This is a genomic window from Streptomyces sp. NPDC050549 (assembly GCF_040655035.1).
GTDB lineage: Bacteria > Actinomycetota > Actinomycetes > Streptomycetales > Streptomycetaceae > Streptomyces.
Genome location: NZ_JBFAJD010000012.1, coordinates 18,441 through 31,182 on the forward strand (window position 1 = coordinate 18,441; position 12,742 = coordinate 31,182).

Annotated in this window: 11 protein-coding genes; 4 read left to right on the forward strand and 7 right to left on the reverse strand. The window is 70.8% G+C overall.

Features of this window, described 5'->3' with window-relative positions:
• Nucleotides 1-126: 126 nt before the first annotated feature.
• Both AB0I51_RS19240 and AB0I51_RS19245 read right to left on the reverse strand, forming a co-directional pair.
• Nucleotides 127-321 (reverse strand): hypothetical protein, encoded by a 195-nt coding sequence (locus tag AB0I51_RS19240; protein WP_362976573.1) that lies wholly within the window; start codon nucleotides 319-321, stop codon nucleotides 127-129.
• Between the two features lie 30 nt (nucleotides 322-351).
• Complete coding sequence (locus AB0I51_RS19245) at nucleotides 352-1,323, reverse strand: TIGR01777 family oxidoreductase (protein WP_362976575.1); 972 nt, start codon at nucleotides 1,321-1,323, stop codon at nucleotides 352-354.
• 188 nt (nucleotides 1,324-1,511) lie between these two features.
• Between AB0I51_RS19245 and AB0I51_RS19250 the strand changes: the two genes are divergently transcribed.
• Nucleotides 1,512-3,533, forward strand: a complete 2,022-nt coding sequence (locus tag AB0I51_RS19250) for an NPCBM/NEW2 domain-containing protein (RefSeq protein ID WP_362976577.1) — start codon at nucleotides 1,512-1,514, stop codon at nucleotides 3,531-3,533.
• A gap of 45 nt (nucleotides 3,534-3,578) precedes the next feature.
• On the opposite strand, the gene AB0I51_RS19255 is transcribed toward AB0I51_RS19250, so the two are convergent.
• Nucleotides 3,579-4,535, reverse strand: a complete 957-nt coding sequence (locus AB0I51_RS19255) for an ROK family protein (protein ID WP_362976579.1) — start codon at nucleotides 4,533-4,535, stop codon at nucleotides 3,579-3,581.
• Nucleotides 4,536-4,740: 205 nt separating this feature from the next.
• Between AB0I51_RS19255 and AB0I51_RS19260 the strand changes: the two genes are divergently transcribed.
• Together AB0I51_RS19260 and AB0I51_RS19265 are read left to right on the forward strand one after the other, a co-directional pair.
• Nucleotides 4,741-5,778: a LacI family DNA-binding transcriptional regulator gene (locus AB0I51_RS19260; protein WP_362976581.1), complete on the forward strand. Its 1,038-nt coding sequence runs from the start codon at nucleotides 4,741-4,743 to the stop codon at nucleotides 5,776-5,778.
• 8 nt (nucleotides 5,779-5,786) lie between these two features.
• The gene (locus AB0I51_RS19265; protein WP_362976583.1) at nucleotides 5,787-6,566 is read left to right on the forward strand and encodes a hypothetical protein; all 780 of its coding nucleotides are present in this window, start codon (nucleotides 5,787-5,789) and stop codon (nucleotides 6,564-6,566) included.
• Here the strand turns inward: AB0I51_RS19265 and AB0I51_RS19270 are convergent.
• Together AB0I51_RS19270 and AB0I51_RS19275 are read right to left on the reverse strand one after the other, a co-directional pair.
• Complete coding sequence (locus AB0I51_RS19270; protein WP_362976585.1) at nucleotides 6,512-8,320, reverse strand: protein kinase; 1,809 nt, start codon at nucleotides 8,318-8,320, stop codon at nucleotides 6,512-6,514. The genes AB0I51_RS19265 and AB0I51_RS19270 overlap by 55 nt on opposite strands.
• A gap of 95 nt (nucleotides 8,321-8,415) precedes the next feature.
• Entirely contained in the window at nucleotides 8,416-9,720 is a 1,305-nt protein-coding gene (locus AB0I51_RS19275) for an aldolase/citrate lyase family protein (RefSeq protein WP_362976587.1), read from the reverse strand.
• 183 nt (nucleotides 9,721-9,903) lie between these two features.
• On the opposite strand from AB0I51_RS19275, the gene AB0I51_RS19280 reads away from it, so the two are divergent.
• Nucleotides 9,904-10,797 carry an endonuclease/exonuclease/phosphatase family protein gene (locus tag AB0I51_RS19280; RefSeq protein ID WP_362976589.1) on the forward strand — a complete coding sequence of 298 codons (894 nt, stop codon included), beginning with the start codon at nucleotides 9,904-9,906 and terminating at the stop codon, nucleotides 10,795-10,797.
• 69 nt (nucleotides 10,798-10,866) lie between these two features.
• Here the strand turns inward: AB0I51_RS19280 and AB0I51_RS19285 are convergent, their stop codons facing one another.
• Together AB0I51_RS19285 and AB0I51_RS19290 are read right to left on the reverse strand one after the other, a co-directional pair.
• Nucleotides 10,867-11,829 carry an electron transfer flavoprotein subunit alpha/FixB family protein gene (locus tag AB0I51_RS19285; RefSeq protein ID WP_362976591.1) on the reverse strand — a complete coding sequence of 321 codons (963 nt, stop codon included), beginning with the start codon at nucleotides 11,827-11,829 and terminating at the stop codon, nucleotides 10,867-10,869.
• An 83-nt stretch (nucleotides 11,830-11,912) separates the two neighbouring features.
• Nucleotides 11,913-12,701, reverse strand: a complete 789-nt coding sequence (locus AB0I51_RS19290; protein ID WP_026178662.1) for an electron transfer flavoprotein subunit beta/FixA family protein — start codon at nucleotides 12,699-12,701, stop codon at nucleotides 11,913-11,915.
• Nucleotides 12,702-12,742 lie beyond the last annotated feature (41 nt).

A 12,742-nucleotide genomic window follows, 5' to 3' on the forward strand; every position in this document is an offset into this window, starting at 1 on the left:
CTGTTGGCCCCCTGAGGCTTGCCCGTTCCACCCTGCCACGGAAACCAGCCCCAGTTGAGAGCGCGCATACGACGGCGCCGGTGCCCCCTCCGACGGGGCACCGGCGCCATGCGTTTCAGACCGGTATCAACTGTTCTCTCCCAGGGCTCCCTCGTCGACGGCGAGGCTGCCGTCGCTGACGAGGTGGTCCATGGCACCCACGGTGTCCTTGACGTTGAGATCGCCGAGTACGTCGTGGTCGTGGGAGTGCGACGGAGTGATCGCGGCGACGACGAAACCCGTGGCGAGGGAGGCGATGGCCAGCATGCTGCGCTTCTTCATGCCCCGTTCAACTGACGAAGCGCGCCAGGGTCACGCCCGGACGGGCCGCCGGGTGGAATCCGCGCCACCGCGCGCCCGTCGAACGAGGTCCACGGCGGCCTCGGGCCACTGCGGATGGTCGAAGGTGAACCCCTCCGCCAGCAGCCGCCCCGGGACGACCCGCCGGCTCTTCAGGAGGAGTTCGGTGTCCGAGCGCAGCACGAAGGCGCCCAGCTCGGCCATCCACTTCGTGGCGGGCAGGCCCACAGGGATACCCCGGGCGGCGCGCAGGACGCGCATGAAGGCGCGTTGCGGGAGCGGGCCCGGGGCGGCGAGGTTGACCGGCCCGGCGATGTCGTCGCGAGCGACGAGGAACTCGACGGCGCGGACGAAGTCCCGGTCGTGGATCCAGGAGACGTACTGGGCGCCGCCCGCGACCGGACCGCCGAGCCCGAGCCGGGCCAGCCCGAGCAGCACGTCGAAGACACCGCCGCGGTCGGGGCTCATCACCATGGCGGCGCGCAGGGCCACCTTGCGGGTGTGCGGGGTGTCTGCGCGTTCCTGCTCGCGCTCCCAGTTCCTGGCGATCTCGACGCTGTACGACCAGTAGCCGGGTACGCCCGGTTCGGCGCCGCCGATCAGGCCGGTGGCCTCGTCGTTGGAGGCGTCGTGGCGATGGGCGTAGACGGTGGCGGTGCTCATCTGCAGCCAGACGCGCGGCGGGTGCGCGGCGGCCGCGATCGCCTCGCCGACGGCCCGGGTGGAGTGCACGCGCGAGTCCATCATGGCCTTCAGGTTGGCGGGGGTGTAGCGGCAGCTGACGCTGCGGCCCGCCAGGTTGATCACGACGTCGCTGCCGTCGATCTCCCGGGCCCAGGAGCCGAGGTGCTCGCCGTCCCACCACACCTCGCGGTCGCGCCTCGGCCGCCTGGTCAGGACGACGACCTCATGGCCGGCCTCGGTCAGGGCACGGTCGAGGATGGCGCCCACCTGTCCTGTACCACCGGGAATGACGATCTTCACAGGGCTCCCCCTTCTGTTCGGGAGTGAGCCTAGCGCAGAAAGTTGAACGTGTTCAAAACTCGCGCGATGGAAAATCGAACAATCGATACGCAACTCTTCCAACAGAGTTCGACACGTCCTAACGTAATCGCGCACATGACATGCACAGAAAGTGATCCCATCTCTCGCGAGTCCGGAGGAACGTCACCATGCGTCACCCCCACACCCGCACGACCCGTCGAAGAGTGGTAGGAGCGCTCGCAACAGGGCTTTTGTGCACGGCGGGCCTGGCCGCACCCGCGGTCGCCGTCCCCGTACAGGCGCCCGTCTCCCCCGCCCTGGCCGACGGTCAGGCGCTCACACCTCCGATGGGTTTCAACAACTGGAACTCCACCAACTGCCGTGCCGAGTTCAACGAGTCCATGGTCGAGGGAATCGCGGACCTCTTCGTCGACAAGGGCCTCAAGGCGGCCGGCTACCAGTACGTCAACCTCGACGACTGCTGGGCCCTGCCGTCCCGTGACGCCGACGGCCGACTCGTGCCCGACCCGGTCCGCTTCCCGCACGGCATCAAGGCCGTCGCGGACTATGTGCACTCCAAGGGGCTCAAGCTCGGCATCTACACCAGCGCGGGCACCAAGACCTGCAACGACGCGGGATTCCCGGGCGGACTGGGCCACGAGTACAGCGACGCGCGGCAGTTCGCCGACTGGGGCGTGGACTACCTCAAGTACGACAACTGCAACAACCAGGGCGTGGACGCCAAGTTGCGCTACACCACCATGCGCGACGCCCTGAAGGCGACCGGCCGCCCCATCGTCTTCAGCATCTGCGAGTGGGGCGAGAACAAGCCCTGGGAGTGGGCCTCGGACGTCGGGCACCTGTGGCGCACCACCGGTGACATCAGCGACAACTGGGGCTCGATGCTGTCGATCCTCAAGCAGAACCTGCCGCTCGCGCCGTACGCCGGACCCGGGCACTGGAACGACCCCGACATGCTGGAGGTCGGCAACGGCGGTATGACGGACACCGAGTACCGCTCGCACTTCTCGATGTGGTCGATCATGGCCGCACCGCTCCTCATCGGCTCCGACCTGCGCACGGCGACCCCCGCGACCTTCGACATCCTCGACAACAAGGAGGTCATCGCGGTCGACCAGGACCCGCTGGGCAAGCAGGGCAACGTTGTCACGTCCGAGGGCGGACGCTGGGTCGTCGCCAAGGAGATGAAGGACGGCAGCCGTACGGTCGCGCTCTTCAACGAGTCGGGCAGCGCCCAGCGCATCGCCACCACCGCGACGGCCGTCGGCCTTCCGGGCGCCCGCGCCTACGCCCTGCGCGACCTGTGGCAGCACAAGAGCTACAACACCGCGGGCACGATCTCCGCGACCGTCCCCGCCCACGGCACGGTCCTCGTACGGGTCTTCGCCGACCGGCACGCGGTCAGGAACCCGCCCGCCGTCGAACTCGGCCTGGACAGCGCCCCGTTGGTCCAGGCGGCGACGCCGACCCCACTCACGACGACCGTGACCGACCTCGGCCGTACGACCGCCGAGCGCGTCTCGGTGAGCCTGACAGGGCCGGCCGGCTGGAAGGTGCGGGCCAAGTCGTCGACGGCCGCCAAGGCCCTACGGACCGGCCGGGCGCTGCGCACGAAGTGGACGGTGACGGCTCCGGCCGGGACACCGACGGGGTCGTACGACCTTGCGCTGAAGGCGAGTTACCGCTCGCCGAGCGGTTCGCACGTCACCAGCACCCTGCCGTTCACCGCGTCCGTGGTGGTCGCTCCCCCTGCGGGCACCTCGTACCTCGGTGACCTTCCCTGGATGTCGACGGCCAATGGATGGGGGCCCGTTGAACGCAACACCAGCAACGGGGAGAGCGCGGCGGGAGACGGTCGTCCGATCACTCTCGGCGGGGTCGTGTACGCCAAGGGGCTCGGTGTGCACGCCGAGAGCGAAGTGGATTACTACACCGGGAAGGCGTGCGAGAAGGTGACCGCGGACGTCGGTGTGGACGACGAGAAGGGGGCCAACGGAACCGTCGCCTTCGAGATCTGGGCGGACGGCACGAAGGTCGCCTCGACCGGCGTCCTCACCAACGCGATGCCCGCCCAGCCGGTCACGGCGGACGTGACCGGCGCCCAGGTGGTCCGACTCGTCGTCACCGACGGCGGCGACGGGATCGACTCGGACCACGCGGACTGGGCGGACGCTCAACTCACTTGCTGAACAGGGACGAAGGCCACTGACCGAACGTTTCGTCCGGTCGGTGCCTCACACCCCGGCCGCGGTCGCGTTGTTCGCCTGACGGGCGAGCGCGGCCGCGGCCGCTCCCACCAGCCCGGCGTCCGTGCCCATCTGAGCCGGCGTCACCGTGAGCCGCCGTACGAAGGACAGCGTCGCGTAGTCGCTCAGCGCCTTGCGCAGCGGCGTGAAGAGCACGTCGCCCGCCTTGCCCACGCCCCCGCCGATCACGGCGATGTCGATCTCGACGAGGGTCGCGGTGGCCGCGATACCGGCCGCGAGGGCCTGCGCGGCCCGCTCGAAGGAGGCGACGGCGACCGGGTCGCCCGCGCGGGCGGCGGTGGCCACCGCGGCGGCCGAGGCGTCGCCGTCCGGGCCCGGCCGCCAGCCGCCCTCGACCGCCCGCCGGGCGATGTTGGGGCCGCTGGCGATCCGCTCCACACAGCCGCGCGAACCGCACGGACAGGGGTCACCGTCCAGGTCCACGCTGATGTGGCCGATGTGGCCCGCGTTGCCCGTCGGCCCGGGGTGCAGCTGCCCGTTGAGGACGAGACCGCCCCCCACTCCCGTGGAGACCACCATGCACAGCGCGTTGGCATGCCCGCGCGCCGCTCCCTGCCAGTGCTCGGCCGCCGTGATCGCCACGCCGTCGCCGATCAGCTCCACGGGCAGGTCACCGGCCGCCGCACGCACCCGCTCGACGAGCGGATAGTCGCGCCAGCCGGGCACGTTGACCGGGCTCACGGTGCCCGCGGAGGCGTCCACGGGACCCGCGCTGCCGATGCCGAGGGCGCCCGCGCGGGACCACGAGGGCGATGCGGTGAGTTCCGCGAGCACCTCCTCCACGGCCCGCATCACGGTGTCGCCGTCGTCCTGCGAGGGCGTCGGGCGCTGCGCGCGCACCAGGATCTTGCCGTGGCCGTCCACCAGCGCCCCGGCGATCTTGGTGCCGCCGATGTCGAGCGCGGCCACGAGGTCGGTGTGCATCAGTGTCAGATCTCCCCGTCAAACATGAGAACCACCAGAAGGTGAGTTGGGCCGGTCTCGCGGTGGGGGCGCAGGCCGGAGATATCGGTGGACAGTCTCTCTCGCACATGACAACGTTGTCCAGGCTCTATGCTCGACGCCACATCCTCATACAAACCCATGGACCTATGCATCCCCCGTGGACGACAGGACAGGACAGCGCATCGTGCCAGAGACCGCCCGCCGCCCCGAGAACCGCTACGGCAACCGTCCGACCATGAAGGACGTGGCCGCGCGCGCCGGTGTCGGCCTGAAAACGGTGTCGCGGGTGGTCAACGGCGAACCGGGCGTCACCCCGGACACCGAGCGCCGCGTCCAGGAGGCCATCGACGCACTGGGGTTCCGGCGCAACGACAGCGCGCGCGTCCTGCGCAAGGGTCGCACGGCCAGCATCGGCCTCGTCCTGGAGGACCTCGCCGACCCGTTCTACGGCCCCCTGAGCCGCGCGGTCGAGGAGGTGGCCCGGGCCCACGGCGCCCTCCTGATCAACGGCTCCAGCGCCGAAGACCCGGACCGCGAGCAGGAGTTGGTGCTCGCGCTGTGCGCCCGGCGGGTGGACGGTCTGGTGGTGATCCCGGCCGGGGACGACCACCGGTATCTGGAGCCGGAGATCAAGGCGGGCGTCGCGACCGTGTTCGTGGACCGTCCGGCCGGGCGGATCGACGCCGATGTCGTCCTGTCCGACAGCTACGGCGGCTCGCACGAGGGTGTCACCCACCTCATCTCCCACGGCCACCGGCGCATCGGCTTCATCGGCGACATGCCCCGCATCCACACGGCGGCCGAGCGGTTGCGCGGCTACCGGGCCGCCATGGAGGACGCCGGCATAACGGTCGAGGACGCCTGGATGTCCCTCGGCGTGACCGACCCCGACCGGGTACGCCGGGCCGCCGAGGAGATGCTGTCCGGCCCCTCCCCCGTCACCGCGATCTTCGCCGGCAACAACCGCGTGACGGTCACCGTCGTCCGGGTCCTCGCCGAACAGTCCCGCCGGATCGCCCTCGTCGGCTTCGACGACTTCGAACTCGCCGACCTGCTCCAGCCGGGCGTGACCGTCGTCGCCCAGGACGCGGCGGCCCTCGGCCGTACCGCCGCAGAGCGCCTCTTCCGCCAGTTGGACGGCACGCTCATCGCCCCGGAACGCATCGAGTTGCCGACCCGGCTGATCACCCGGGGCTCGGGCGAACTGCCGCCGTCGGACTGAGCCGAACCGTGAACGACGGCACGCTGGAGGCTCTGGGGCTGGGCCGGGCGCCACGCGAGGATCCGCTCACCTACCCGGGCGCATGGCCCGCCGAGTCCGGACTCCTCGTCGGAGACCGGCTGTTGCCCCTGGACGAACACGTCACGTACGAGGACCGCACCCCTGTCCTCGCCATCGGTTCCAACGCCTGCCCCGCCCAACTGCGCCACAAGATGGCGGAGTTCGGGATCGACTCCCCCGTCCCGATGGTGAAGGTCCGGGTCACCGGTGTCGACGTCGGCGTCTCCGCACATGTGAGCCGCGTGGGCTATGTGTCCGCGTCGCCGGTCAACTCACAGGGAGTCGTGCGGGAGTTGTTCGTGACGTGGTTCGACGCGCGGCAGCTCGCGGTGGTGGACGCGAGTGAAGTCGCGTTCGACCGGGCGTGGTTGACGGGGCCCGGGTTCCGATTCGCGTCGGAGTCCGGGGAGTCGCTGCGGGGCGCGTATGTCTACGTCAACCGGTACGGGGTGCTGCGTGACGGCACGGGTGCGCCGCGCCGGCATCCGGGCGAGCGGCTGCTGCTCACCGAACTTCTCGCTGTCTCACCGGAGTTGAGGAAGCTGTTCGGGCGGACGCCGGAGGAGTTCTGCGCACGGGCGCGCGGGGACCGGGAGTTGTGCGAGCGGGGTACGCGGCTGTTCCGGGTGGAGGGGCTGGTGACGGTGTCCGGTCTCGAACGCTTCGTAGGGTCTCAGCAGACCGGTAGTCCCGGGACCGGCTCGTCGTTGCCCCCGCCCTTGATGTAGACGTCGCTGACATAGACGTTCGTGTTGCCGCTGTCGTCGTCCGTCTTCGCCCACCAGACGTTGGTCCACTGGCCGTACGTCTCGCGGCGGCCCAGGTTCACCTGGCAGTAGAAGTAGTTGGTGCCCGCGCCGAGCACACCCACCTCGGTACCGGACGCGGTGTAGGACTTGGCGCTGCGCCACACCTGGCAGTTGTACTTGCCGCCGCCGATGGACCGGCAGGCCGGGGCGGGGCTGGAACTCGGGCTGGTTCCGCCGGTGGGGGTGCTGTTGCCGCCAGTGCCTCCACCGCCGGAGGACTCGGACCTGCTCGGCGAGGCGATCGGCGATTGCCCGGATGTCGTGTCCCCGCCCTTGCCGGTGTGCTGCTGCGTCGGCGCCCGAGTCCCGTCGGCGCCCTGTCCCGTGGGCTTGGCGGAGTCCGAGCGCTTGGCGTCCGCGCGTGCGGTGGGGGAGGCGACGCCGGCGTCCTGGGCCGGGGGCGAGCCGCCCTGCGAAGTGACCGATGACTCACCGGAGTTCACGTAGTGGGCGACGACCACCCCGGCGCCGGCGAGGACGACCGCTGTGGCAGCGGCGGCGATCAGGACTCGTGCCTTGCGGACGGGGTGGGCGGGGCGTGTGAGGGGCCCGGTCGGTGGGGACGGGTGGGGCACCGGGGCGAGGGGCGGGCCGAAGCCCTGGGGTGTGGAGGTGGGAGCAGGAGCGGAAGCAGGCGTGGGACCGGTCGGAAGGGCATCCGATCCAGTCGGCGGTATCGACGAACCGGGGTCCTGGCGGCCCACTGCGGCCCCCGCGCTCCCACTCGGCGGCGACTCTCCCGTTCCTGGCTCCCCCGTCCCTACAGCGCCCCCGCCCCCGGCTCCCCGCAGCACAGTCGTCGGCGAATCCGTCTCCGGCGCCTGCGCCACCGCTTCCAGCAGTCTGCGCGCCTGGTCGGCGCCGGGGCGGGACTCGGGGCGTTTGTCGAGGAGCTGGCGCAGGACAGGGGTGAGCGGACCGGCGCGGTGGGGTTCCGGCAGGGGCTCGTCGACGATCGCCGTGAGGGTGGAGTACGTCGAGGTGCGGCGGAACGGTGAGGCGCCCTCGACGGCCGCGTACAGCGTCGCGCCCAGCGCCCAGACGTCGGAGGCCGGGCCGGGGTCCGCGCCCTGCGCCCTCTCGGGGGCCAAGTAGTCCAAGGAGCCTATGAGTTCGCCGCTGCGCGTGAGGTGAGTTGCGGAACCGTCGCCAGGGTCGTCCATCGTCGCTATGCCGAAGTCCGTCAGGACGACCCGGCCCGAGCGCTCCAGGAGGATGTTCCCGGGCTTCACATCACGGTGCAGCACACCCACGGTGTGGGCGGCGGCCAGCGCCTCCATGACCTTCGCGCCGATACCGGCCGCCTCGCGCGGGTCGACGGGGCCGCGCTCCGCCAGCACGTCGTCCAGGGAGGGACCGTCGATCAACTCCATGACGATCAGCGGGCGTCCGTCCACCTCCGCGATGTCGTGCACGGCGACGACACCGGGATGGCGGACCCGTGCCGCTGCCCGTGCCTCGCGCTGCATCCGCAGCCGCAGGTCGGCGAGTTCGGGCGCGTAGTCGTCGGTGAAGGCGCGCAGTTCCTTGACCGCGACCTCACGGCCGAGAACCTCGTCGACGGCGCGCCAGACCACGCCCATGCCGCCTCGCCCGAGCCGGGCCACGACGCGATAGCGTCCGGCCAGCAGTCGGCCGGCTCCGTCCACGCGTCCGCTCTCCCCCGAAGACACCGTCGCTCCGTTCCTGTGGCACATCCATGAACGCCGTACAGCCTACGGGGCGACAGTGACAACAGGCGGGGGCGGCGACAGCTGTGACAGGTCCGCTACTTCGCGGACGCCGTCAGGTCGCCCCGGCGGGGTGCCGCGAAGCCCTCCAGGTCCGTCCGGGTCAGCCCGGTCGCACCGGCCACCTCCGCGAGGTCGAGCGCGCCGCAGTCCAGGCCGCGCAGCAGATAGCCGCTGAGGGCCTTGGCGGTCGCGGGCTCGTCCATGACATCGCCGCCGGCCCGGTTGGCGTAGCGGGCGAGGCGGGTCGCGGCCTGTTCGAAGCCCTCGCGGTAGAAGGCGAAGACGGCCGCGTAGCGGGTGGGGATGTGGCCGGGGTGCATGTCCCAGCCCTGGTAGTACGCGCGGGCCAGCGCCCGCCGGGTGAGGCCGTAGTGCAGCCGCCACGCGTCGTGGACCTTGGCCGTCGGACCGACCGGCAGCACATTGGTCGAACCGTCCGAGACACGCACGCCCGTCCCCGCCGCCGCGACCTGCATGACGGCCTTCGCGTGGTCGGCGGCGGGGTGGTCGCTGGCCTGGTACGCGGCGGAGACACCGAGGCAGGCGCTGTAGTCGAAGGTGCCGTAGTGCAGACCGGTGGCGCGGCCCTCGGCGGCCTGGATCATGCGGGCTACCGTGGCGGTCCCGTCCGTGGCCAGGATGGACTGGCTGGTCTCGATCTGGATCTCGAAGCCGATCCGGCCGGCGTCGAGCCCGTGCGCCTTCTCGAAGGCCTCCAGGAGACGCACCATCGCGGTGACCTGCTCGGCGTAGGTGACCTTGGGCAGGGTCAGGACCAGCCCCTCGGGCAGTCCGCCGGCCTCCATCAGTCCGGTCAGGAAGATGTCGAGGGTGCGGATGCCGCGATCGCGCACCGGCGCTTCCATGCACTTCATCCGGATGCCCATGTACGGCGCCGCCGTGCCCTTCTCGTACGCCTCGGCGATCAGCCGGGCCGCGCGGGCGGCGGCCTCGTCCTCCTCGGCGTCGGGGCGGGGGCCGTAGCCGTCCTCGAAGTCGACGCGCAGGTCTTCGATCGGCTCGCGCTCCAACTTGGCCCGCACGCGCGCGTGGACGGGTTCGGCGAGTTCGTCGGAGAGGCCGAGGACGGCGGCGAAGGAGGCGGCGTCGGGGGCGTGCTCGTCGAGGGCGGCGAGGGCCCGGTCGCCCCAGGTGCGGATCGTGTCGGCGGCGAAGACGTCACCGGGGACGTAGACCGTGTGGACGGGCTGGCGGGTGCCGGGGTCGCCGGGGTAGCGGCGTTCCAGTTCGGCGTCGACCGGTGCCAGGGAGGCGCTGATCTCCTCGCCGACCGCGCCCGCGAGGCTGGTCGCCACCTTCTCCTGCTCGCCCTGACCCATCCCACAGCCTCCATGTTTCCGCTCTGCGGAATCAACAATCCGTAGAACGAAGTTATCTGTGGATCTTCCCGTCGGTCAACACCCTGTCCACGGCGTGAACCCACGGCGTTCACTCTCGCCCCGAGGCCCTCTTCCGCCCGGCGCCCCGCCCCTTCATCCTGACTCGCAAGGGGAGGGATGCACATGTCGACTGCCTGGATGGTGACGCGTCGCGCGGGGCTGACCACGCTGGTGGCGGCCGCCATCGCCCTGCCACTGATCGGAACCGTACGCGCCGACGCCGTCCGCCACGAGACCCGTCTGCTGGACGTCATGACGTTCAACCTGCGCTACGCGAGCAGCTCCGAACCCAACAGCTGGAAGGTCCGCCGCCCGGTGATGCGCGACCTGCTGCTCCGCGCGGCCCCCGACATCATCGGCACCCAGGAGGGCCTCTACGGGCAGCTCCAGGACATCAAGCAGGACCTCGCACCGCACTACGACTGGATCGGCAGCGGCCGCAAAGGGGGCAGCCACGACGAGGAGACGGCCATCTTCTACGACACCCGCCGGCTCGCCCCCGTCGAGTACGACCAGTTCTGGCTCTCCGACACGCCCTCCGTGATCGGATCGAACACCTGGGGCGGCGCCCATCCGCGCATCGCCACCTGGATCCGCTTCCGCGACCTCGGGGACGACGGACGGCAGTTCTACGTCCTCAACACCCATCTGGACAACGCGAGTCAGTACGCACGCGAGCGTGCCGCCGCACTCATCGCCGAACGCCTCGCCCGCTTCGACCACTCCCTGCCGATCCTGGTGACCGGCGACTTCAACACCGCCGCGTACACCACCTCGGTCTACGCCACGATGCTGGGCGCCGGCCTCAGGGACACCTGGGACGCGGCGGCCGGGCGCGGGCAGCTGTACGGCACCTTCCACGGCTACCGCGCGCTCGTCCCGGACGGGAACCGCATCGACTGGATCCTGGTCAGCACAGGTGTCACCGTGCGCCGTACAGCCATCGACACGTTCTCCGACAACAGCCAGTTCCCCAGCGACCATCTGCCCGTGCAGTCCACGATCAGCCTGGGATGAGCGGCCCGGGACACGCCGAGGCCCCCGCGACCGCGCGGGTCGCAGGGGCCTGATGGCGCTTGCCGGGGATCAGCCCTTGCGGGTGTTGATCTCCTCGGTGAGCTGCGGGACGACGTCGAAGAGGTCGCCGACCACGCCGTAGTCGACAAGGTCGAAGATCGGGGCCTCGGCGTCCTTGTTGACGGCCACGATCGTCTTCGAGGTCTGCATGCCCGCGCGGTGCTGGATCGCGCCGGAGATGCCGTTGGCGATGTAGAGCTGCGGGGAGACGCTCTTGCCGGTCTGGCCGACCTGGTTGGAGTGCGGGTACCAGCCGGCGTCGACGGCGGCACGGGAGGCGCCGACGGCCGCGCCGAGCGAGTCGGCGAGAGCCTCGATGATCGAGAAGTTGTCCGCGCCGTTCACACCACGGCCGCCGGAGACGACGATCGCGGCCTCGGTCAGCTCCGGGCGGCCGGTCGACTCGCGCGGGGTGCGCGCGGTGACCTTGGTGCCGGTGGCCTTGTCCGAGAAGGTGACCGCGAGGGCCTCGACGGTACCGGCGGCCGGAGCGGCCTCCACGGCGGCGCTGTTGGGCTTCACGGTGATGACCGGCGTGCCCTTGGAGACACGGGTCTTGGTGGTGAAGGAGGCGGCGAACACCGACTGCGTCGCCACCGGGCCCTCGTCACCGGCCTCCAGGTCGGTGGCGTCGGTGATGATGCCGGAGCCGATGCGCACCGCGAGGCGGGCGGCGATCTCCTTGCCCTCGGCGGAGGACGGCACCAGGACGGCGGCCGGGGAGACGGCGTCGTAGGCGGCCTGGAGGGCGTCCACCTTCGGTACGACGAGGTAGTCGGCGTACTCGGCGGCGTCGTGCGTGAGCACCTTCACCGCGCCGTGCTCGGCGAGCGCGGCGGCGGTGTTCTCGGCACCGGAACCGAGGGCGACCGCGACGGGCTCGCCGATGCGGCGCGCCAGCGTCAGCAGCTCCAGGGTGGGCTTGCGGACGGCACCGTCCACGTGGTCGACGTAGACGAGAACTTCAGCCATGGGAATGGTCTCCTGCGTGCGTGCGAAGTCTGAGGGGCGGTGAGGGAGCCTGCGGCGGGCCGTGGCCCTTGGCCCTGGGGGCCTTAGATGAACTTCTGGCCCGCGAGGAACTCGGCGAGCTGCTTGCCGCCCTCGCCCTCGTCCTTGACGATCGTGCCGGCGGTGCGCGCGGGGCGCTGGGCCGCGGAGTCGACGGCGGTCCAGGCGCCTTCGAGGCCGACCTCGTCGGTGTCGATCTCCAGGTCGGAGAGGTCCCAGGCCTGAACCGGCTTCTTCTTGGCGGCCATGATGCCCTTGAAGGACGGGTAACGCGCCTCGCCCGACTGGTCGGTGACCGACACGACGGCCGGCAGGGAGGCCTCAAGCTGCTCGGAGGCGGTGTCACCGTCCCGGCGGCCCTTGACGACGCCGTCCTCGACGGAGACCTCGGAGAGCAGCGTGACCTGCGGGACCCCCAGGCGCTCGGCCAGCAGGGCGGGGATCACACCGGCGGTGCCGTCCGTGGAGGCCATGCCGGAGACGACCAGGTCGAAGCCGGCCTTCTCGATGGCCTTGGCCAGCACCAGGGAGGTGCCGATGACGTCGGTGCCGTGCAGATCGTCGTCCTCCACGTGGATCGCCTTGTCGGCACCCATGGACAGCGCCTTGCGCAGGGCGTCCTTGGCGTCCTCCGGGCCCACCGTCAGGACGGTGATCTCCACGTCGTCGTCCGAGTTCTCGGAGATCTGCAGCGCCTGTTCGACCGCGTACTCGTCGAGCTCGGAGAGCAGACCGTCCACGTCGTCCCGGTCGACGGTCAGGTCATCGGCGAAGTGCCGGTCGCCAGTGGCGTCGGGCACGTACTTCACAGTGACAACGATCCTCAAGCTCACGCCGGCTCTCCTACTGCATCGTCATTTTTCGGCTGCCTACT